Source organism: Streptomyces sp. NPDC033131, assembly GCF_055578365.1.
Window position 1 is genome coordinate 277,202 of the sequence record NZ_JBVIPA010000003.1, and the last position, 21,173, is coordinate 298,374.

At 66.6% G+C, this 21,173-nt stretch carries 17 protein-coding genes and 2 pseudogenes; 14 read left to right on the forward strand and 5 right to left on the reverse strand.

All coding sequences use genetic code 11. From position 1 onward, the window contains the following. Nucleotides 1-426: 426 nt before the first annotated feature. Nucleotides 427-1,665 (reverse strand): ROK family transcriptional regulator, encoded by a 1,239-nt coding sequence (locus ACZ5XS_RS06520; RefSeq protein ID WP_468648357.1) that lies wholly within the window; start codon nt 1,663-1,665, stop codon nt 427-429. Between the two features lie 48 nt (nt 1,666-1,713). On the opposite strand from ACZ5XS_RS06520, the gene ACZ5XS_RS06525 reads away from it, so the two are divergent. From ACZ5XS_RS06525 to ACZ5XS_RS06550, 6 genes and pseudogenes are all read left to right on the forward strand, one after another. After that, a complete protein-coding gene (locus tag ACZ5XS_RS06525; RefSeq protein WP_468648359.1) occupies nt 1,714-2,802 on the forward strand; it encodes a Gfo/Idh/MocA family oxidoreductase in 1,089 nt (362 codons plus the stop codon). Then, nucleotides 2,799-3,338: a heme-degrading domain-containing protein gene (locus ACZ5XS_RS06530; protein ID WP_468648361.1), complete on the forward strand. Its 540-nt coding sequence runs from the start codon at nt 2,799-2,801 to the stop codon at nt 3,336-3,338. The genes ACZ5XS_RS06525 and ACZ5XS_RS06530 overlap by 4 nt, the downstream gene beginning before the upstream one ends. Before the next feature lie 125 nt (nt 3,339-3,463). Then, complete coding sequence (locus ACZ5XS_RS06535) at nt 3,464-4,330, forward strand: LLM class F420-dependent oxidoreductase (RefSeq protein ID WP_468648363.1); 867 nt, start codon at nt 3,464-3,466, stop codon at nt 4,328-4,330. 131 nt (nt 4,331-4,461) lie between these two features. Then, a pseudogene (locus ACZ5XS_RS06540) lies at nt 4,462-5,335 on the forward strand (IS5 family transposase). A 95-nt stretch (nt 5,336-5,430) separates the two neighbouring features. Beyond that, complete coding sequence (locus ACZ5XS_RS06545; RefSeq protein ID WP_468648365.1) at nt 5,431-5,862, forward strand: SRPBCC family protein; 432 nt, start codon at nt 5,431-5,433, stop codon at nt 5,860-5,862. An 11-nt stretch (nt 5,863-5,873) separates the two neighbouring features. Next, nucleotides 5,874-6,067, forward strand: a pseudogene (locus tag ACZ5XS_RS06550) (IS5 family transposase); the annotation flags it as partial. A gap of 20 nt (nt 6,068-6,087) precedes the next feature. On the opposite strand, the gene ACZ5XS_RS06555 reads toward ACZ5XS_RS06550, so the two are convergent. The 3 genes from ACZ5XS_RS06555 to ACZ5XS_RS06565 all read right to left on the reverse strand — a co-directional run bounded on the left by ACZ5XS_RS06555 (nt 6,088) and on the right by ACZ5XS_RS06565 (nt 8,194). After that, nucleotides 6,088-6,945, reverse strand: coding sequence for a fumarylacetoacetate hydrolase family protein (locus ACZ5XS_RS06555; RefSeq protein WP_468648367.1), 858 nt, complete (start codon nt 6,943-6,945; stop codon nt 6,088-6,090). Nucleotides 6,946-7,079: 134 nt separating this feature from the next. After that, nucleotides 7,080-7,793 carry a YidC/Oxa1 family membrane protein insertase gene (locus tag ACZ5XS_RS06560; protein WP_468648369.1) on the reverse strand — a complete coding sequence of 238 codons (714 nt, stop codon included), beginning with the start codon at nt 7,791-7,793 and terminating at the stop codon, nt 7,080-7,082. An 89-nt stretch (nt 7,794-7,882) separates the two neighbouring features. Next, nucleotides 7,883-8,194: a DUF6412 domain-containing protein gene (locus tag ACZ5XS_RS06565; RefSeq protein WP_468648371.1), complete on the reverse strand. Its 312-nt coding sequence runs from the start codon at nt 8,192-8,194 to the stop codon at nt 7,883-7,885. A gap of 229 nt (nt 8,195-8,423) precedes the next feature. Here ACZ5XS_RS06565 and ACZ5XS_RS06570 point away from each other — a divergent pair, with 229 nt between their 5' ends. The 8 genes from ACZ5XS_RS06570 (at nt 8,424) to ACZ5XS_RS06605 (ending at nt 20,257) form a co-directional block, all read left to right on the forward strand. Next, entirely contained in the window at nt 8,424-9,896 is a 1,473-nt protein-coding gene (locus tag ACZ5XS_RS06570) for a glycoside hydrolase (RefSeq protein WP_468648373.1), read from the forward strand. Nucleotides 9,897-10,105: 209 nt separating this feature from the next. Next, on the forward strand, nt 10,106-11,119 hold the full coding sequence (locus ACZ5XS_RS06575) for an SEC-C metal-binding domain-containing protein (RefSeq protein WP_468648375.1): 1,014 nt from the start codon (nt 10,106-10,108) through the stop codon (nt 11,117-11,119). Between the two features lie 722 nt (nt 11,120-11,841). Next, complete coding sequence (locus ACZ5XS_RS06580) at nt 11,842-12,237, forward strand: very short patch repair endonuclease (protein WP_468648376.1); 396 nt, start codon at nt 11,842-11,844, stop codon at nt 12,235-12,237. Between the two features lie 107 nt (nt 12,238-12,344). Beyond that, on the forward strand, nt 12,345-13,877 hold the full coding sequence (locus ACZ5XS_RS06585) for an ATP-binding protein (RefSeq protein ID WP_468648378.1): 1,533 nt from the start codon (nt 12,345-12,347) through the stop codon (nt 13,875-13,877). Further along, nucleotides 13,870-14,844 carry a PD-(D/E)XK motif protein gene (locus tag ACZ5XS_RS06590; RefSeq protein ID WP_468648380.1) on the forward strand — a complete coding sequence of 325 codons (975 nt, stop codon included), beginning with the start codon at nt 13,870-13,872 and terminating at the stop codon, nt 14,842-14,844. Before ACZ5XS_RS06585 ends, ACZ5XS_RS06590 begins: the two co-directional genes overlap by 8 nt. An 18-nt stretch (nt 14,845-14,862) precedes the next feature. Beyond that, on the forward strand, nt 14,863-17,802 hold the full coding sequence (locus ACZ5XS_RS06595) for a Z1 domain-containing protein (protein WP_468648382.1): 2,940 nt from the start codon (nt 14,863-14,865) through the stop codon (nt 17,800-17,802). Nucleotides 17,803-17,941: 139 nt separating this feature from the next. Beyond that, on the forward strand, nt 17,942-18,940 hold the full coding sequence (locus ACZ5XS_RS06600; RefSeq protein WP_468648384.1) for a DNA cytosine methyltransferase: 999 nt from the start codon (nt 17,942-17,944) through the stop codon (nt 18,938-18,940). 81 nt (nt 18,941-19,021) lie between these two features. Continuing rightward, the gene (locus ACZ5XS_RS06605; protein WP_468648386.1) at nt 19,022-20,257 is read left to right on the forward strand and encodes a DNA cytosine methyltransferase; all 1,236 of its coding nucleotides are present in this window, start codon (nt 19,022-19,024) and stop codon (nt 20,255-20,257) included. On the opposite strand, the gene ACZ5XS_RS06610 is transcribed toward ACZ5XS_RS06605, so the two are convergent. Continuing rightward, nucleotides 20,246-21,169 (reverse strand): DUF6339 family protein, encoded by a 924-nt coding sequence (locus ACZ5XS_RS06610; RefSeq protein ID WP_468648388.1) that lies wholly within the window; start codon nt 21,167-21,169, stop codon nt 20,246-20,248. The two genes, ACZ5XS_RS06605 and ACZ5XS_RS06610, sit on opposite strands and share 12 nt — an antisense overlap. Nucleotides 21,170-21,173: the final 4 nt, after the last annotated feature.

Genomic DNA, 21,173 nt, shown 5'->3' on the forward strand with positions numbered 1-21,173 from the left:
CGTTCAACCCGCGGGCAATCGTGCCGCCAGGGCGGCACGGGTGGGCGCAGGCGGCACCCCGCCAACGCCCGGCAGCGCGACCCACCCCCGCCGGGCCCCGCCACCCCGCGGGCAATCGTGCCGCCAGGGCGGCACGGGTGGGCGCGGACGGCACCCCGCCAACGCCCGGCAGCGCGACCCACCCCCGCCGGGCCCCGTCAACCCGCGGGCAATCGTGCCGCCAGGGCGGCACGGGTGGGCGCAGGCGGCACCCCGCCAACGCCCGGCAGCGCGACCCACCCCCGCCGGGCCCCGTCAACCCGCGGGCAATCGTGCCGCCAGGGCGGCACGGGTGGGCGCGGACGGCACCCCGTCAGCGCCCGGCAGCGCGACCCACCCCCGCCCAGCGACAGCCGACCCGCACGGACCGAGACGAACGGACCTCCGTCACCCGTCCCCCCGCCCGAACAACGGCGCCAGCAGCAGCTGAGCCGCCCCTTCCGCAACCCCGCCGGAGGCAACCCGCACCGGCACCGCACCCCCACGCCCCCCACGGACCTCGAGAACGCCCGCGACCCCACGTACAAAAGCCTCCGGCGCCGCGCTGACCGTACGGCCGCCGAGCAGGACGAGGTCGATGTCCAGCAGGCCGACGAGGTTCGCGGCGCCCTCCCCCAGGACCCGCGCCGCCTCCTCGACCTCGCCGCGCGCCACCGCGTCCAGACACAGGGTCTCGACGCACCCCCGGTTCCCGCACTCGCAGCGCGGCCCGTCCAGCTGGATGACCTGGTGTCCGAACTCCCCCGCCCCGGTCCGCGCCCCCCGGTGCACGACCCCGCCGATCACGAGCCCGGCGCCGAGCCCCGTACCGAGGTAGAGGTAGGCGAAGGACCCGCCCGCCCCGCCAGCCCCATCCCCGCCGGTCCCACCTGCCTCGCCGGCCCCTTGGCCTTCTCCCGCCACCGCCAGCCCGAGCGCCGCCGCGTTGGTGTCCTTGTCGACGACGACCGGCACCCCGAGCCGCCGTACCAGCGCGTCCCGCAGCGGAAAGCCGTCCCACTCGGGAAACCCGGTGACCCGGTGCAGCACGCCACGGGCGTGGTCGAGCGGGCCGGGGAGGGCCACCCCGACACCGAGAAGGCCGAGACGGGCGCCGCCATCGGCGAAGCCGGGGCAGGGGCGGGCAGCAGGGGCAGCAGGGGCACCACCCGCACCGCCCCCCACCAGCCCCTCGACCTCCCGCGCCACCGCCCCCACCACGGCATCCGCGCCCGCCCCCAGGTCCAGCGGCGCCCGGCGTTCGGCCACGACGGTGCCGTTCAGGTCGACCAGGACCGTACGCAGCTCGTCCCGGTCCAGATGCGCTCCGACCGCGTGCCCCGCGCCCGGCACGAGCCGCAGTACCGTGCGCGGTTTCCCGCCCGTCGACGCCCGGCGCCCGGCCTCCGCGGCCAGGCCCTCGGCGCGCAGCCGGGCCGTGATCTTGCTGACCGCCTGCGGGGTCAGGCCCGTCCGCTCGGCGAGTTCGAGCCGGCTGATGCCCTCCGGGCCGGCCGTGCGCAGCAGGTCGAGCACCAGCGCGGTGTTGTGGCTGCGCAGGGCGAGCAGGTTCACCCCCGCCGCACCGCCGCCCGCCCCTGCGTCCTTGCCGCCCTTGCCGCCCTTCGCCCTGTTCACGCCCCCCATTGTCCCCGGCGCTTGCACTTTGGCAACAGCGTTGCGAAAGTGGAGGTCATGACTGGACGCAAGACTGCTGGTACCCCTCTCCGCGTGGGCCTCGTCGGTTACGGCCTCGCCGGTTCCGTCTTCCACGCCCCGCTGATCGCCGCGACCGAAGGGCTCGCCCTGGACACGGTGGTGACCTCGAACCCCGAGCGGCAGGAGCAGGCCCGCGCCGAGTTCCCGGACGTGCGCCCGGTCGCCACACCGGACGAGCTGTTCGACCGGGCCGACGAGCTGGACCTGGTCGTCGTCGCGTCCCCGAACAAGACGCACGTCCCGCTCGCCACCACCGCCCTGAAGGCCGGCCTGCCCGTGGTCGTGGACAAGCCCGTCGCCGGCACGGCCGCCGAGGCACGCGAGCTGGCGGCCCTCGCGGAGGAGCGCGGCCTGCTCCTGTCCGTCTTCCAGAACCGCCGCTGGGACAACGACTTCCTGACCCTGCGGGGGCTCCTGGCGGACGGCGAGCTGGGCGACGTGTACCGCTTCGAGTCCCGCTTCGAGCGCTGGCGGCCACAGCTGAAGGGCGGCTGGCGGGAGTCCGGCGATCCGGCAGAGGTCGGAGGTCTGCTCTACGACCTCGGCAGCCACCTCGTCGACCAGGCGCTGGTCCTCTTCGGCCCGGCCGCCTCCGTGTACGCCGAGTCGGACGTCCGCCGCCCGGGCGCGGAGACGGACGACGACACGTTCATCGCGATCACGCACACCAGCGGGGTCCGCACCCACCTGTACGCCTCCGCGACCACCGCCCAGCTCGGCCCCCGCTTCCGGGTGCTGGGCGCGAAGGCGGGCTATGTGAAGTACGGCCTCGACCCGCAGGAGGCGGACCTGCGCGAGGGCAGGCGCCCCGGCCGGACCGCCGACTGGGGCTGGGAGCCCGAGTCGCTGTGGGGCCTGGTCGGGGCCGGAGAGTCCCCGCTGACCGGCGGCGGCCGCGCCGAACCGACCCTTCCCGGCGACTACCCGGCCTACTATGCGGCCGTGGCCAGGGCCCTCGCCGACGGCGGTCCCAATCCGGTGACCGCTCTGGAGGCGGCCGCCGCCCTCGACGTACTGGAGGCGGCGCGCCGTTCGGCCCGTGACGGAGTGGCGGTGTCGCTGTGACGCAGAACCAGTCGCGCAACCAGACGCACAACCAGACGCACAACCAGGAGATCACCCCGAAGTTCCACCCGGAACTCACCCCGCCCCTGGAGGAGTTGGAGGCGCAGGAACGCCGTCTGGTCTTCCGCCAGTTCACGTACGACGACGCGTGGGCGCTGGGCTCCCTCATCGTCGACCTGGCCCGCGAACGCCAGGCCCCCGTCGCCGTCGACATCCACCTCGCCGGTCAGCAGCTCTTCCACGCGGCACTGCCCGGCTCCGCCCCCGACAACGACGCCTGGATCACCCGCAAGCGCCGGGTCGTCGAGCGCTACCGCTCCGCCTCCTACCTGGTGGGCGCCCGCTGCCGCGCCAAGGGCACGACCTTCGAGGAGTCCTCCCGCCTGGACCCGGACGAGTACGCGGCCCACGGCGGCTCCTTCCCGATCACCGTGGAGGGCGTCGGCGTGATCGGCGCGGTCACGGTCTCGGGGCTGCCGCAGTTGCAGGACCACCGGTTCGTCGTGGAGGCACTGGAGCAGTTCCTGGGCCTGTGACGGCCTACCTGCGACCGGTCAGACCGGTCAGACCGTCCAAGCAGTGACCCGTCACTGAGGGGAAGATCTCGGGGCACCCTCCGGTTGGCACCGCTGTACAGCACACCGACCGGAGGGAACGGCCCATGAGTGACGCCCTGAAGGAATCCATCGGACGGTACGGCGTCTGGAGCGTCGGTCTGCGCTCGGAGGACCCCGCCCGGCGCGGCGAACTCGCCGAGGCCGCGGCCGAATTGGAAGACCTGGGATACGGCGCCGTCTGGCTGGGCGGCAACAGCTCCGCCGCCAACGCCGCACCGCTGATCGAGGCGACCTCGACGCTCACGGTCGGCACCAGCATCCAGAGCATCTGGCAGCACGAGGCCGCCGACAGCGCCGCGCGGTTCGCCGAGTTGGAGGCCGCCCACCCCGGCCGCTTCGTCCTGGGCCTCGGCGTCAGCCACGCCAAGGTCGCGGAGCAGTACCGTCGCCCCTACTCGGCCCTGGTCGCCCACCTCGACGCGCTGGACGCGGCGGGCGTTCCGGCGGACCGCAGGCTCCTGGCGGCCCTCGGTCCGAAGACGCTGGAACTGTCCCGCGACCGGTCCGCCGGCTCGATCCCGTACCTGGTGACCCCCGAGCACACCGCGTACGCCCGCAAGATCCTCGGCGACGCCCCGGTCCTGGCCCCCGAGCTGGCGGTCGTCCTGGAGGAGGATCCGACGCGCGCCCGCACGCTGGCCCGCGAGTTCCTCGCCCTGTACCTCGGTCTCCCGAACTACACGAACAACTTCCTGCGTCACGGCTTCACCGAGGACGACCTCGCGAACGGCGGCAGCGACCGTCTGGTCGACGCGGTGTTCGCGTGGGGCGACGAGGAGACGGTCCGCGCCCGCATCGACGCGTTCTACGAGGCGGGCGCGGACCATGTGGCGTTGCAGCTGGTGGACGACGAGCCGAGGGACGCGCTGCCGCGGGAGGGCTGGCGCCGGCTGGCCGCTCTGCTGGCGTGAGGTGGACGCCCCCAGGAGGGCGCGGAACTGCGCGGCGGCCACGAACAACCCGTGGCCGCCGCGCAGTAGCAGTCCCCCGCCCTCTAGGGTCTGTCGCGAAGATGGATCTTGTTCGTTGATGATCACGTCCTGTGGCACGTGGGGATCTGACGAACGGCCAGTGGTCGCCGAACCGGCTCGAGCCTCTGCTGCCGACGGGCATCAAGCCGGGTCTGCCGCGGGTGTGGACGCGGCGGCAGCTGACAGACGGCATACGGTGGCGGCCCCGGACCGGTGCTCCCTGGCGGGGCGCGCCCGAACGTTATGGGCCGTGGGACCGGGTCTATGACCCGTTCCGGCGCCGGCAGCGGGACGGCACCTGGGCGAGGATCCTCACCCAGCTCCAGGCCGAGGCGGGCACGATGGGCCTGATCACCTGGGATGCCAACATCGACTCCACCGTCTGCCGGGCCCATCAGCACGCCGCCGGAGCGGCGAAAAGGGGGACCTCCAGAAGGAGCCACCCGACGGGATCTTCGTCGAGCCGGCCGACCACGGCCTCGGATGCTCCCGCGGTGGACTGACCAGCAAGATCCACCTCGCGATCGAGCAGGGGCAGAAGCCCTTGTCCGTCGTGATCACGGCCGGGCAGCGGGGCGACTCCCCGCGGTTCGAACCGGTCCTTGAAGCCATCCAGTCCCCCGGCTGGGGCTCGGCAGGCCGCGCAAGCGCCCGGACCGGGTCCGGGCCGACAAGGCGTACGGCTCGCGCAGCAATCGCTCCTACCTGCGCAGACGGGGGATCAAGGCCATCATCCCGGTTCCGGCGGACCGGGTCCGCAACCGCCTCCAGCGTGGATCGCTTGGCGGCCGGCCGCCAAAGTTCGACAAGGATGACTACGAACAGCGGCACGCGGTCGAGTGCGGGATCAACCGGCTCAAGCGCCACCGGGCCATGGCCACGAGGTACGACAAGCTCGCCGTCCGCCAAGAAGCGACCGCGCTGGTCGCAGCGATCAACGAGTAACTGTGACCAGCACTTTCACAACACCCCCTTGGGCTTGCAGGCGCACACTGGAAAGAGCAAGGCCGTACGACGTGAACCGAACATGGAGGTGGGCCATGAGCACCCTCGAGAAACATGTCGACGTCGGAGTCCCGATCGACAAGGCCTGGGACAGCCTGCACCACGTGGAGAACTACTCACGCTTCGTGGACGGAGTACGCGACGCGCGTGCAGACGCGAAGGGCCGCGCGCATCTTTCCATCGAGGCCGGCGACGACACCCGCGAACTCGATGCCGACTACCACGACCACGCGGAGAACCGCGTGCTGGAGTGGCACACCAGAGGCACCCCCGAGCTGACGGGCTCCTTCTCCCTGCTCCCGATCGACAAGAACCACACCCGCGTCCAAGCACGGCTCGAGTACGACCCGGATGCCGTCAGGGACACCTTCGGCGGCCCGAGAGGCTTCGCCCAGGCGAACACGGTCGAACGCGTGGTCGGCAACGATCTGGAGCACTTCAGGAAATACGTGGAACAAGGACGGTGAGTAACCGGGTCCGCGACCGTCAGAAACTCGCTCCCGAGGCGGTCGGCCACCGACGTTCGACAAGACCGACTACACACAGCGGCATGCGGTCGAGTGCGGGATCAACCGGCTCAAGCGCCACCGGGCCATGGCCACGAGGTACGACAAGCTCGCCGTCCGCTACGAGGCAACCGTGCTGGTCGCAGCCCTCGACGGGTGGCTGTGACCAGCACTTCACAACTGACCCTAGGCGTCCTTGAACTCCTGCCGCTGCCGGCCGAGCCCTGCGATCTCCAGTTCCACCACGTCACCGGCCCGAAGGAACGGCTTCGGCTCGGGTGCTCCGAGCGCCACGCCCGCCGGTGTCCCGGTATTGATCACGTCACCGGGATACAGGGTCATGAACTGGCTGACGTACCGCACCACTTCCCCGACGGGGAAGATCTGCTCGGCCGTCGTGCCGTCCTGCTTCAGCTCCCCGTTGACCCACAGCTTCAGCGACAGATCCTGCGGATCGGCCACCTCGTCCGCCGTCACGAGCCACGGTCCCAGCGGGTTGAACGTCTCGCAGTTCTTCCCCTTGTCCCAGGTCCCGCCCCGCTCGATCTGGAACTCCCGCTCGGACACGTCGTGCGCCACGGCGTACCCGGCGACACACCCCAGCGCCTCCTCCACGGACTCCGCATACCGAGCCGTACGCCCGATGACGACCGCCAGCTCGACTTCCCAGTCGGTCTTCACGGACCCGCGAGGAACCAGCACCGTGTCGTAGGGCCCGACCACCGTGTCCGCGGCCTTGAAGAAGATCACGGGCTCGGCGGGCGGCTCGGCCCCGGTCTCCCGCGCGTGGTCGTGGTAGTTGAGCCCGATGCAGACGATCTTGCCGATCCGTGCGAGCGGCGGTCCGACCCGCAGCCCGGTGGCGTCCAGCGCGGGCAGCGAACCCCCCTCGGCGGCGGCGCGGATCCGGCCGAGCGCGTCCTCGTCGGCGAGCAGCGGCCCGTCGATGTCCGGCACGACGCCGGACAGATCCCGCAGGATCCCGTCGGCGTCGAGCAGCGCGGGCCGTTCCGATCCCGCCGTACCGACTCGCAGCAGCTTCATGGTCACAGTCTCCCTCGATCGCGGGCACGTCGACCGACGGGTGCAGCCATCGGATGACTGGTCGATCGTGCAAGGTCGGCGTCCAGTCCGCAATACCCGGTTCACGGACTGGACCGACCGGGGCCGTGGGGGGCTCAGCGGTACAGCGCCGCCCGCTCCACCGCACTCCACGTCGTGCTCGTCACCACGTACAGCGCGGCCGCCAGCGGCACCACCGCCACGGTGAACAGCGTGAAGAAGGACATGAACGGCATGACCTTGGTCATCGCACCCATCCCGGGCACCGGCCCCGCGCCTTGCGCCGGCACCGCCACATTCGCGGCCATCATCCGCTTCGTACGGCGGAAGTTGAACACGGCCACCACGGCGACGAACGCGAACAGCCCGACGTACACCAGCCCGGCGGCCCCGAACGCCCCGCCGTCGCCGAGCGCGTCCGTCCAGCGGTCGCCGAGGGGCGCGGCGAGCAGTTGGTGCGAGAGGAGTTCGTTGGCCTGTCCGCCGATCCGCGTGTTGGAGAACAGGTGGTAGAGGAGGAAGAACGCGGGCAGTTGGAACAGGCTCGGCATGCAGCCCGACAGCGGCGACACCTTCTCCTCGGCGTGCAGCTCCATCACGGCCTTCTGGAGCTTCGCGGGATCCTTCCCGTGCTTCTTCCTGAGCTCCGCCACCTTCGGCTGGAGCGCGGCCCGGGCCTTCTGCCCCCGCGCGGCGGCCCGGGACAGGGGATGCACGAGGAGTCGTACGAACGCGGTGAACAGGACGATCGCGGCAGCGGCCGCGGTCGCGCCGAACAGCGGCTGGAGCAGGTCGGCGAGGTGCCGGACCAGATCGGCGAAAACGGACATGGGTGAGCCCTCCGGGGGTCTCGTCGTGCCGGGTGATGAACGACGGCATGACGACCCGCGCGGGGCGGCGGTGGAGTGCGGCTGATGCCCTACGCGACGGTCGTCGGGAGGGCGTGCCCCGGCGCTCGGGGCCGGGTGCGCCCCCTGGCGTCGGGGTCGCGTTGCGGCAGGAACGCCGTGCGGCGGGCGCGGTCGCGGATGGCCGTACGTACCCGGGTGGGCGGCACGGCGAGCGCGGAGCGGGAGGCGAGGAGCGAGCAGGCGGCGAACGCGGAACCGGCCGCGGCGGTCGCGGCGAGCGCGACGGTGGCGGAGAGGCTGCCGGCGTCGAGCAGCACGACGTCGAGGAAGAGGATCAGCAGGAGGGCGGCGGGACGCAGATTCGCCAGGCTGCGGATCACGGGGCGGGCCCTCCTCTCGTAAGTCTGCTTGTACGTCTGCTTGTCCTGCCCTTGGTTATACCTGATCGGGCCCGTTCGGTACCTCGCACACCTTCCTCCACAGGTTGAGAAAAGGGCTGTCACAACCCTCGACAACCTCACACACCACACCCGATGCTTCGTCGAGGCACGAACGGGGACAGGCCACGACTCCGGTTCAGGGACCGGTCGTCGATGAATCGGAGATGCCATGATCCGACGTAGAACACTGCTCACAGCCGCGGGCGGGACGCTCCTCGGCAGCGCCCTGGCGACCGGCACCGCACGCGCGGACGCCACCATCGCCGTCAACCCCGGCACCTCGTACGGAACGTGGGAGGGCTGGGGTACCTCCCTCGCCTGGTGGGCCAACGTGTTCGGCGCGCGGGACGACTTCGCCGACGCCTTCTTCACCACCAAGTCGGTGTCGTACAACGGGACGACGCTCCCCGGCCTCGGCATGAACATCGCCCGCTACAACCTGGGCGCGTGCAGCTGGAACAGCGTCGGCGGCGAGACGATGGTGGAGTCGCCCAACATCCCCGCCTTCAAGCAGATCGAGGGCTTCTGGCAGGACTGGAACAACGAGGACCCGGCGTCCTCGGCGTGGAACTGGTCGGCGGACGCGAACCAGCGGGCGATGCTGGTGAAGGCGACGCAGCGAGGCGCCGTGTCCGAGCTCTTCGCGAACTCCCCGATGTGGTGGATGTGCGCCAACCACAACCCGTCGGGCGCGTCGGGCGGCGGCAACAACCTCCAGACCTGGAACTACCGCCAGCACGCCTCCCACCTGGCTGCCGTGGCCCTGCGCGCGAAGTCGAACTGGGGCGTGAACTTCGCGACCGTCGACCCCTTCAACGAACCGGCCGCGTCCTGGTGGACCGCCACCGGCACCCAGGAGGGCTGCCACATGGACCCCGCGGTCCAGGCCGCCGTACTCCCCCACATGCGCAGCGAACTCGACAAGCGCGGCCTCACCGGCCTGCGCATCACCGCGTCCGACGAGACGAACTACGACACCGCCCGCTCCACCTGGGCCGCCTTCAACTCCTCCACCAAGGCCCTGGTCAGCCAGGTCAACGTGCACGGCTACCAGGGCTCGGGCGGCCGCCGGGACCTGCTGTACACGGACGTGGTGACGACGTCCGGCAAGAAGCTGTGGAACTCGGAAACGGGCGACAGCGACGGCACGGGCCTCACCATGGCGTCGAACCTCTGCCTCGACTTCCGCTGGCTGCACCCGACGGCGTGGGTCTACTGGCAGGTGATGGACCCGACGGCCGGCTGGGCGATGATCGCGTACGACCAGAACACGCTCCAGCCGACGACGGTCCAGACGAAGTACTACGTCATGGCGCAGTTCAGCCGCCACATCCGTCCCGGGATGCGGATCATCGACACGGGTGTGGGCTACGCGGCGGCCGCCTACGACGCGGCCGCGAAGCGCCTGGTGATCGTGGCGGTGAACACCTCCACGTCCGCCCAGACCCTCACCTTCGACCTCTCCCGCTTCACCACGGTGACGGGTGGCTCGGGCGGCCTGGTCCCGCGCTGGAACACGGTCACGACGGGCGGCGACAAGTACAGGGCGTACTCGGACACGCGGCTGAGCGGGAAGTCGGTGGCGGTGCCGTTCGCGGCGAAGGCGGTGCAGACGCTGCAGATCGACGGGGTGACGATCTAAAGGGGACGTCCACACCTCCGGGACTCCGGACCAGAGCTCCGGAGCCCCGGAGCCCCGGAGCCCCGGAGGGAAAGTGCAAGGCGTAGCCGGTACGAGCCGGACGTGTCGGACGTGCCGGAACCCACTCCGCCGGTCCACGAGCCGCCGATCCGCTTGCTGGCCTGGGGATACCTCTCCTTTTGTCAGGGCCCGGCAGTACGGTGTCATGCATGCGCCCCGACACGCCTGCCGAGAACGTCGACCACACCGCTGAAGCGGCCCGCCTGGAGCGGACCGCCGGCCTGTATCCCGAGGACGCCGAAGCCCTGCTCCTGCAGGCCGCGGCCCACCTCGAACTCGCCGGCGACCGCCCCGCCGCCAGCACCCTCTACGACCGCCTGCTGTCGTCACCGGAGGGCTTGGAGGACCCCTTTCTCGTACGAGCCCTGAAAGCCTCCAACCTCTGGGAGTACGGCCACGAGGCCGAGGCCAGGGCGATCATCGAGGGCGTCCGGGCGGCGTCCCCGCGCGAGGCGGCCCCCTGGGTGATCGTGGCGGAGGCGCTGGAGGCGCACGACGAGCTGGAGGCGGCGCACGAGACGTTCACGGAGGCGGTGGAGCTGCTCCTCACGGAGGACGCGCAGCCCCCGTACTCGACGCATCCCCTCCTGTTCGGCCGCCACCGGGTCCGCCGCATGCTGGGCATCGGCCACGACGACTGGGACGTCCTGGCGGACACCCTCCACACCTCCCCCGTCTCCCTGGACGAACTCCACGACCCCAAGCGCGTCTGGTCCCTGGGCTCGGACAACCCGGCGGAGCTGGCGGCAGAGATCTCGCGTCTCCGAGCAGAACTCGGCACCTACCGCGAGGCCCTGTCCCGCCCCTTCCCGGTGGCGGTCCTGCACTGGCCGACAGCCGAACTGACAGAACTGGTCTCGACGTACCCGTCGCTGGCAACGGAGTACCCCTCCCACGAGGAACACCTCGCGACCATAGAGGCGTCACTACGCGAACTGGCCTCGTCGGGGACTCCCAACCTGGGCATCGTGACGGGGACCGTCCCGTCGTACGAGGCGTTCGCGGCCTCGGAGGGCGCGTCCCCGGAAGACGCGGCGCTACTACCGCAGTACGCGACGACGCTGGCGGCGCGGGGCCGGGCGGTGGTGTGGCCGCCGCAGCGGGGGGCGGGTTGCTGGTGTGGGTCGGGGCGGGCTTATGGGGAGTGCCACGGGGTGGACTAGGGGACGGCCCCTCTGCTCTCGTGGTCGACCCTTAGTGCGCGTCCGGCGGTCATGCCTCCGTCCACGATGATCTCCACTCCGGTGATGAAGGCGGACTCGTCGGAGAGAGGACATGGCCGTGGGTCTTGCCCAGGTCGGCGGCGAGCTCCGCCCAGCCGGTCGCTGGTGGCGTCGAGACGCCGTCGGCCGCACTCCGGGCGCACGTCAGTGGCCACGACCTGGGCGCCGGCCTGGGTCAATGCCTCGGCTTCGGACGGCGCCGGTGACAACTATGACCTTGCCGGTCAGGCGCTTGTGGGATCGTCGCTTTCGATCATCGCACTCATGACGGACAACATAGCTCCGCCGGGTAACGGGACGTTGATCGCGTGGGTCGGGCACAGCTCTGTTCGGCAGGCATCGGCACGACCAGCAGCGGAGCATGACCGACGACTACGACTGGCGGTGAGGCCCTGATCCCCGAGTGGATCTTCTCCTGCACCTGGCAGGGCAGCCACTTTCGAGGCGCAACGATCGCCAGGCTTCAAGGCGAGAAGATCGCCTACATACGGGAGTATGTGCCCTTGGCACCGCTCTACGACTGGACTAGCACCTGGCGCCATTGGCGGCCACAGGTCTTGATGATTCCTCCCGCGCAGACGGACGCCCCTCCCTCAGCCCCACGCCGGCACAATACTCACGTGCCAGATGCAGTCCCGTCCTCCCCCACCGTTTCCGCCCGCATGAGCCGCCAGAGCTCTCGCAACACAAACCCCGAGGTGGCGATCCGAAAACTCCTACATTCTGCCGGTCTGCGCTACCGAGTGAACGTGCCGGTGCCCGGGATGCCTCGCCGGACGATCGACATCGTCTTCACCAAGACCAAGATCGCGATCTTCATGGACGGCTGCTTCTGGCACGGCTGCCCTGAGCACGCGACCCAGCCCAAGGCGAATGCCGAGTGGTGGCGCAACAAGCTCGACAAGAACATGGCCCGCGACCGCGAGACCACCGCACATCTCCAACAAATAGGTTGGACAGTGCTCCGTTTCTGGGAGCACGAGCGCCCAGAGGACATTGCTCGGACAGTGGCGGAGACAAGGGAGACATCGGAAGCTTCTCGTCACCGTCACGCATAGACATGCTCAGCGCATGCCGAGTCTTGCGACTTCCCGTATGTTGTCCGACCTCCAAGCTACCGTCACCATTGATCGTATTAGTTGACTGTGACCAATAAGGCGAGGCGATGACCACCGACTGGCAGTTCGACGTACCTGTCGCGGGGAGCAAGCATCTTCCCCCTGACGCACGGTACATGGAGGCGCTCAGCAGCCAGGGGTACGGTTTCGACGTGGCCATCGCCGATCTGGTGGACAACTCCATCGACGCCGGCGCCAAGGATGTGGTGATCCACTTCCTCCGAGACGGCGACCAACTCGTAAGCCTCCTCGTCGTGGATGATGGCAAAGGGATGAGCGACGAGGACCTGGACATCGCCATGACCGTTGGCGGCCGTCGCGACTACGGCGACGGAGCTCTGGGCATGTTCGGCACCGGACTGAAGTCCGCGTCCCTCAGTCACGCCTCCGCCGTCACTCTCATCAGCACAACCAAACGTACCCGCGCCGCAGGACGCCGCTGGCGGATGGAACGGGCCGTTTCCGGATTTCAGTGCGACATCGTCGCACCCCAATACGCACAGAACCTCATCGACCGGTATGCCGACCGGCCAATCTTGTGGCAGGGCACGGTGGTGCGTTGGGATGGAGTGAAGGATTTCCCCAAGCACGGCGGAGGCGGCCAGACCGACCGCTACCTTCAGCGCACCATCAACAAGCTGGGCCTCCACCTTGGCCTCTACCTTCATCGTTTTCTCGCCAAGGAGGACTTCAATATCACGATCGCCGTGGAGGATGTTAGCACGGGAACGGTTTATCTGGACTTCGGTGTAGAACCGTTGAACCCTTTCGCTTATCCGGTGAGCGGAAATCACAAATACCCACGCCTATTCACCGCCACTGTCCCATCTGTGGGTGATGTGGTACTCAACGCCCATATCTGGACCCCAAAGTCCAATGTCGACGAGTACAAGGCTGTCGGTTCCGTCATCGATCGACAAGGCTTCTATTTCTACCGAAACGATCGACTGGTCCAGGCCGGAGGCTGGAACAATTTCCGACAACCCGAGCAACACCTCTCCCTCGCCCGCGTCTCAGTGAATCTGCCTGAAACATCCGGCGATGTGTTCCGCCTCACCGTCAAGAAATCCGGAGTCGAGACCTCCCCTGAGTTCACGACAGCTCTGGAAAAAGCCGCAGACACCGCGGGAAACACTTTTCTTCAGTATCTCAGCGACGCGGACACCGTTTATCGAGACTCCCGCAAGAGGTCCAACACCGCGCGCAGAGCGGTCGCGCCGCCAGGAAAGGGAATCGCTCCGGCCGTACGCGAAACGCTCATGGAAGAACTTCCGGTGATCCCTCATATGGAGCCGATTTCGATCCGTTGGCAGAAGCTCGACAACGACCTCTTCTTCCAGATCGATCGCGAGGACAGCACCATCGTCCTCAACCAGCACTACAGGTCGGCGATCCTGAGCGGCCGTCGCGGCGGCCTCAACGATGCACCCCTTCTCAAATCCCTCATGTACATCCTGCTTCATCAAGTCTTCGAGAAGGAGTACAGCGGGAGCCGAGAGAAGGATAATCTGCAACTGTGGCAAGCGATCCTCGTTTCGGCGGCCCGCACAGAAATGAACGGGGTGGTCGACGGTGACTGACAGCAAGCATGTCCAGTGGACAGAGGTCGAATACTTCTTGGGGAAGGGCCAGGCGACCACGTTCCCGCTCTCTCATCCGGCTTCCCGCCCCGAGGTCTCGTATGTCGTCGGCCACGGTGGACAGGAAATAGCTCTGCATGTCGAACTGGACCGCCGACACCGCCCGCCGCGATCCTCCATGCCCACTATCCGAATAGACCAGATCGCAGAGCGCGGCATGCGCCTGGCACGAATCCGGACCACCGAAATAACCTTGATGCGAGACTTTCACGATCTGCTGTCCGCGATCGCCGACAGGATCGTGACTCATGGGCGCACCCTGGATCAGGCCTTCGCGGAAACGATAAGGGCGTGGAGCGCACTCCTGAACCGACCTCATGGGTTCAGCACGGAGAAACGTATCGGCCTCATCGGCGAACTGGCCGTCCTCAACTGCTTTGCCCAGGAGTACGACTGGGCAATGGCCGTCGAGTCATGGACTGGCCCGGAAGGGGAAGAGCACGACTTCGGTTTGCCGGGATTCGACTTCGAGGTGAAGACGACCGCATCTGAGCAACGCCGCCACACGATCCATGGCATTGGCCAGCTCACCCCCACATCGGATCGCCCCCTGTGGTTCGCCTCACTGCAACTCACCCGAGGCGGCACCCACGGTCGCACGCTCGCCGACTGCGTACGCGCCGTGCAGGCCTCCGTGGCCGAGCATGCTCCGGCATCCTTGCGTCGCCTCGACAACAAGCTTGCCGCAGCTGGCTGGTCGGACGACGTCCCCGATGATGAGCGCTGGACACCTCGGACCCAGCCTCTCCTACTCGACGCCTCGGTGGTGCCGCGGCTGGACTCAACGGTTCTTCCCGAGTCCGTCAGCGAACGGGTCTCGAACATTCAGTACACGATCGATGTGACCGGCTTACCGGCGACCACTGCACCTCCGTCCACAGCCCTGGACGAATTCCGCCTTCCGTAATTCCTTAGGAATCTCTCCATGACCGATGCAGAAACCGTACGCCTCACGCTCCACAAGTCGGCCCTCGCAGGAATGCAGGCAAACCGACCGAAGAACCTGCAGCGAGCTCTCGAGTACCAGGCAGAGGACGAGGGACCACAGGCAGAGGCGCACGCCAGCGAAGCGGACTTCCAGGACAAGCTCTACTCCTCCCATTCCACGGACCAGTTGGTGGAGCTCTGGCGCAAGCAGCTCACCCAATGGGACTATGCCGAACAACCCGCGTGGTCGGACACAGATCCACGCACCGATGAACGACGTGCCGCAGTGCTCCATCTGCTGGGTCTGCAGGACGAAACGCGCAAGCTCCTGAACGCGCTGATTCCTGTGCCCAAGGCGGCCGGAGCCGTCGTCATCAGCGATGAGTTCACCCCCTGGTACACGCCACAGTCCCAGCAAGGCCGGAGCTGGTACTGGCCGGCATACAGACACCTGCTGGTCGAGAAAGGGTGGCCGGAGACAGCGGTGGCCGACCTGGACTCGGCCTCAGACCGAGTCGTCGAAAGACTCGCCAATCCGACCGATGCGGTGGCCTACCAGTCCAAGGGGTTGGTGGTCGGCTATGTCCAGTCAGGCAAGACCGCGAACTTCACCGGCGTCATCGCCAAGGCCGTGGATGCGGGCTACCGATTGATTATTGTTCTCGGCGGCACTCTCAACCTACTCCGCGCGCAGACACAGCGGCGTCTCGACATGGAACTCGTCGGACGGGAGAACATCCTGCGCGGAGCAGCCGAATACGAATCCGACTATGCCGACGATCCGGCCTGGTCCAAGGGACAGTTCCTGTCCCACAACGGACTTCCCTCAGCCCTCGGTGGTTTCGACATTGTCCGCATGACCACAAGGGACAACGACTACAAGAGTTTGCTGCAGGGCATCGTGGCACTTGAGTTCGAGAAGCGGGAGCCAGCAGTCCCCCTCTATGATCCGCGAAATCTACACCGGGCCTCTGCACGTTTGATGGTTATCAAGAAGAACAAAACCGTACTCACCAAGCTGGTCAAAGACCTCAACAAGATCAAGACCCCGCTATCCGAGATTCCAGTCCTCATCATCGATGACGAGTCCGACGAGGCCTCCGTAAACACGTCGAATCTCAGTAAACCGGATGCCGAGCGTACGGCAATCAATCAGAAAATCTCAGAACTTCTTGAGATTCTCCCTCGCGCCCAGTACGTAGGATATACGGCTACTCCCTTTGCCAATGTCTTCATCGATCCCAGCGATACCGAAGACATCTTCCCCAAGGACTTCATCGTCTCACTGCCTCGCCCGGACGGCTATATGGGTGTGCAGGATTTCCACGACCTGGACTCCGTGATTCCGAACGAGGAGCGCACGTTCGCAAACTCCAACGAAAAGGCTCATGTTCGGGACATCGTCCTCGATGACGACGAGGACGACACCGCCCTCCAAAAGGCCCTGGACATGTTCGTGCTCACCGCCGCGATGAAGCTTTACCGCGAGGAGCACGGCCTCGGAGATCGGTACTTCCAGCACCATACAATGCTGATTCACGAGTCGGTCAGCACCGCCCATCATCGCGAACTCCTTGGCCGGGTCACGCAATTGTGGTGGAATTCCGGCTACACCAGCGCCAGTGGGCACGAACGTCTGCGCGAACTCTTTGAAACCGATCTCGCTCCCGTCTCCCACGTCCGAGCCGAGGGCCAGGCAGTTCCGTCTTCCTACGACGAGTTGGCGCGCCACATCGGAGCTGCGGCGATTCGCATCGGTGGCGACGATCAGCCGATCATCGTCGTCAACGGCGACAAGGACATCGAAACAGGTCAAGCCGACTTCGACAAACGTCCGATCTGGAAGATCCTCATCGGCGGGCAGAAGCTCGCTCGCGGGTTCACAGTCGAGGGCCTCACAGTCACTTACTATCGCCGCCGTACGAACAACGCCTCCACACTGATGCAGATGGGCCGATGGTTCGGCTTCCGCAAGGGCTACCGGGATCTTGTCCGGCTGTATCTCGGCCGTGAGGAGACGATGGGCACCAAGGACGTCGACCTGTATGAGGCATTCGAAGCGATCTGCCGCGACGAGGAGACCTTCCGCCATGAACTTCAGCAGTACGCGGAGGTGATCGACGGACGTCCTCAAGTGACGCCTGCTCAGGTCCCGCCACTGGTGTCGCAGCACTTGTCGTGGTTGAAGCCGACCAGCCCCAACAAGATGTTCAACGCGCAGTTGGTGGAGAAGCGCTCACCCGGGCAGTGGGAAGAGCCGACTGCCTATCCCACCTCCGCGCCGGCGCTTCGTCACAACACTGGACTGTGGACTCCGGTACTGGATTCCTTGTCGTCCACTTCAACCGAATTCGCCTACAACTTCGACGCCGTCACGCATCGGTTCAACGCGCTGACAGGGCTGGTCTCTTCGGCCGACCTTCTCCCTCTGCTGTGCTCCCTGAAGTGGGGAGTGGAGACACAGTTCGCACCGCATCTCACCTATTTGAAGGAGATCACAGCATCGGCCAAGGTCGAGGACTGGGTAATCCTTGCCCCGCAGCATGCTTCGGGCAACAAGAAGATCATGCTGGGCACTGAGAATCGGCCGTTCTCATGGTTCAGCCGTGCCCGTCGCCGTGGCCCGATCTTCGGTGCGATCAGGGATCCAAAACACGTCGGCGTTGCGCTACGCATCGCAGGAGCGCTGCCCTCCAGCGGCGATCCGGCCACCGAACACTACGTCCACGAGAGCCGCGGCGTTGTCGTGTTGTATCCAATCGTGGAACCGCAACACAAGGCAGAGGTGGAAGCCTCGGCCCAGATCGATCCAGGCAAGCTCGTCATGGCCTTCTCATTCGTCGCACCGGCCTCTGCGCGAAGTAACGACGGCAGGGTCGTCACCTTCACCACGATCGACTCATCAGACGCAGCGATCATCACCAAGGACGGGGAGTGAACCTCTCTCTGTCCTGAATTCTTCGCCGTACTGGACAGCGCTGGCTCTGGTTCACCCAGCGCAACAACTGCTGTCGTCGCTCCCCTTACTCTGGAACCTGCGTGGGTCGGCCCGCGCAGACGGGGAGGGGGAGCCGCACTTGTCCGAGCAGCGATTCACCGCAATCGAACTGTGTGCAGGCGTGGGGGGACAGTCACTCGGCCTAGAACAAGCTGGGTTCGACGTGACCGCAACCGTCGACATCGATCACGACAGTTGCGAAACGCTGTCCCACAACAGGCCTCACTGGTACACGATCCACGACGATCTCAAACGCATTGACCCGCTGGACCATGCCCCGTTGGACCATGCCGATGTTTTGAGTTGTGGTCTGCCACGTACCCCTTACACCGTGGCAGGCAAGCAACTAGCCACAGGGGACAAGCGGGACACCTTGCAAGCCGTGCTGGACATGGCTTCCTTCGTCAGGCCGCGAGTTCTTTTACTGGAGAACATTCCGACATTCCTCAAGGCCACGAAATTTGACGCCGAGCGTCAGAAGGTTCGGGATGCGGTGGAAGACCTGGGCTACGAGGTGATCTCAGCGGTACTCGCTGCCACGGACTTCGGCGTGCCCCAGCATCGCCCCCATGGCTTCATGGTTGCGATGCACCCCCAGGATCTGTCCCACTTCGTGTGGCCCGAGCCCAGCCCCGACCCGTGCCCGACTCTCGGGCAGACCCTCTTCGAATCCATGGCCTCTGGCGGCTGGCCGGAAGCTGCGGAGTGGGCCACCCGCGCGTCAGAACCAGCCCCACTGATCATGGGTGGGGCAACAGGACGCGGTGGAGCAGACCTCGGTGCGAGTCGCGCGAAGGCGATCTGGGAGCGCTGGGGCATCTACGGCGGCAGCATCGGCGACAGTGTCCCAGGACCCGACTTCCGGCTGAATCGGGAGATCGAGCCGCGCTTCGGACTCCCCAAGCTAACGGTGGACCAAGTTGCACTCCTCCAGGGCTTCACCCCTGACTGGAAGATCCTGGGTCGGAAGACGTCCGCCTACCGGCAAATCAGTCAAACGACACCGCCCCCGATCGCCGCGGCCCTCGGATGCCAAATCGCCAAAGCTCTGCGGCAGTCACCCCGCATGCCTTCGTAGCCTCTCGATGTTGGCACGATCACGGAGCGATCGTGAGACACTGGCGGCACATCTGGGTGATCACTATTAGACTGCACCACCATGACCGCCTCCTCCGAATCAGCCACCGGTATGGCACCGGGCGTCTCTTCGATCAAGGTGGTCGACCTGTTCTCAGGCGCCGGCGGCTTCTCCGCCGGGTTCCGCGCATACGAACCGGACGGTCCAGGATCTTCACCGTTCCAGTCCGTCGCAGCCGTCGAGTACGACGAGGCAGCAGCCGCTACGTATGCCGCCAACTTCGGACAATCTCATGTCGCCAACGTCGACATCGCCACGTGGGACCCGGAGCCATACAAGGGCAAAGTGGACGTCATCATGGGTGGGCCACCATGCCAAGGCTTCTCCGCATTGCATCGCAATAACCCCGCCAAGCCCAAAGCCGATGACCCGCGCAATCGCCTTTGGGCCGAGTACGTTCGTGTGGTAGCAGCGATCAATCCCAAGATCTTCGTCCTGGAGAACGTGGACCGTTTCCTCAAGTCCCAAGAGTTCGAAAGCCTCAAAGAGGCCACGACGAACGCCGGACCGCTGGCCGACTACACGCTACGTTGGAAGATTCTCAACGCAGCCGACTACGGCGTGCCTCAAGCGCGCCGCCGGGCCATCGTGATCGCAACGCGAAATGACGTCGGCGAGCCCCTGGAACACCCTCACCCTACGCACTCTCGCGAGGTCGGGTCACTCCAGACGAGTCTCGACGGGGTCGATGAGCCCGAACAACTCCTTCCGTGGCTCACCGTTGGCGAGGCGGTATTCTCACGCACGCCCAAGAATGCTCCCAAAACGGATCTTCCCATTCGCACGGACAAGCCGCTGGGGGTCACTCTTCCTGGTCCGTACGAGACGGAAGAACTCCACATCGGCCGAAATCCAACGCCATTGTCGCTGGCCAGGTACGACGCCATCCCTCCGGGCGGAAATCGTCACGACCTGACTGACCGGTGGACCGAGATTGACGGCGCCAAAGCTTATCTCTCCACGACCAGTTGGGACAATCACAGAACTGGTTCTGGTGACGTCATGGGACGCCTGCACGCGGATCGACCTTCCGTCACGATCCGCACGGAGTTCTACAAGCCCGAAAAGGGACGCTACCTCCATCCCGAGGAAAACCGTCCTATCACCCACTACGAAGCGGCTCTGATCCAGGGCTTCCCTCCCGACTTCAAGTGGTTCGGCAGCAAGGTGCAGATCGCACGTCAGATCGGTAATGCCGTTCCGATCGGCCTGGGTCAGGCCCTCGCGAAGGCGATCCATCGACGTCTAGACGGGTGAGTAGGGCTTGTCCAGGCTGACACCATTTTTCTGTGGCGGCACCTCCGGACCCCGCTCCTTTCCACGCACCGGAGCCTCGGCGAAGAGTTCCTCGAAACGCTTTACAAGTGAATCCACCGAGCCTTGCGGGATGCGTCCGTCGTCTGGACCGTCCGGCAAGGTGTCCAAGGGCATGGGCCCGGCATTCTCGGCTTCGCCAATCCAATAGCGTCGAGCCTCTGCGTCGCCTCCGTCGTCCGGAGCAAGGACGTCGTACATTAGCGTGCTTCCAGCAGCGTTGATCGCCGTACCCAGGCCGTTCACGTCGCGGCCGGTTCGCACCACTCCTCGCTCAAGGAGGCGCACAATCGCTCGGGCTGTAGGACGGTGATCGATGACTTCGAATCGCAGCACCGTGTTCAGTACGTCCTGTATGCCACAGGCAGAGACGGCCGGACCATAGTCGTCCCCGTCCCGAAACATCTCAGCAGCCCACCACAAGCGGGCGAACGTCTGCTTGTAGTGCACGCCGACGAAACGGTCCGCCGTGGCACGTTCTCCCTCCTTGGTGACTCCTTTGTGACGCCAGAGCACATAATCCGGAGCAACCACGAGTGCCAGGAAGTTCCACAGGCCGCTGTTCGCAGCCTCCCGCCTGGTCATCCGCATGGTCGCGTGCAAGCGTGGGGCCAACCACCCGTCAGCTGCGGCGCGGTCGTCCTCGTATCTACGGCGCGCCTCGTCGAGCAGTTGTCGTGTTGGGGCAACTCTCCAACGCGCAGCCGACGGAGCAATGCCCTGTGCCAACCGGAGCAGAGCCAGCTTCGGTGGCGCTTCGCTCCCGGAGAGCACACTGTGTGTCAAGTATTTGGCAGCGGCAATGTCCGGCACCAGGGAAAAGTACTCGGGCAGATCCGCAGGTGAAGGTCTCATCGTT

Coding starts and splice junctions, on each gene's coding strand:
- ACZ5XS_RS06525 (WP_468648359.1), top strand. CDS start 1,714: ATGACTGGACGCAAGACTGCTGGTACCCCTCTCCGCGTGGGCCTCGTC.
- ACZ5XS_RS06555 (WP_468648367.1), bottom strand. CDS start 6,945: ATGAAGCTGCTGCGAGTCGGTACGGCGGGATCGGAACGGCCCGCGCTG.
- ACZ5XS_RS06595 (WP_468648382.1), top strand. CDS start 14,863: ATGACCGATGCAGAAACCGTACGCCTCACGCTCCACAAGTCGGCCCTC.
- ACZ5XS_RS06535 (WP_468648363.1), top strand. CDS start 3,464: ATGAGTGACGCCCTGAAGGAATCCATCGGACGGTACGGCGTCTGGAGC.
- ACZ5XS_RS06560 (WP_468648369.1), bottom strand. CDS start 7,793: ATGTCCGTTTTCGCCGATCTGGTCCGGCACCTCGCCGACCTGCTCCAG.
- ACZ5XS_RS06585 (WP_468648378.1), top strand. CDS start 12,345: ATGACCACCGACTGGCAGTTCGACGTACCTGTCGCGGGGAGCAAGCAT.
- ACZ5XS_RS06580 (WP_468648376.1), top strand. CDS start 11,842: ATGAGCCGCCAGAGCTCTCGCAACACAAACCCCGAGGTGGCGATCCGA.
- ACZ5XS_RS06545 (WP_468648365.1), top strand. CDS start 5,431: ATGAGCACCCTCGAGAAACATGTCGACGTCGGAGTCCCGATCGACAAG.
- ACZ5XS_RS06610 (WP_468648388.1), bottom strand. CDS start 21,169: ATGAGACCTTCACCTGCGGATCTGCCCGAGTACTTTTCCCTGGTGCCG.
- ACZ5XS_RS06570 (WP_468648373.1), top strand. CDS start 8,424: ATGATCCGACGTAGAACACTGCTCACAGCCGCGGGCGGGACGCTCCTC.
- ACZ5XS_RS06575 (WP_468648375.1), top strand. CDS start 10,106: ATGCGCCCCGACACGCCTGCCGAGAACGTCGACCACACCGCTGAAGCG.
- ACZ5XS_RS06520 (WP_468648357.1), bottom strand. CDS start 1,665: ATGGGGGGCGTGAACAGGGCGAAGGGCGGCAAGGGCGGCAAGGACGCA.
- ACZ5XS_RS06605 (WP_468648386.1), top strand. CDS start 19,022: ATGACCGCCTCCTCCGAATCAGCCACCGGTATGGCACCGGGCGTCTCT.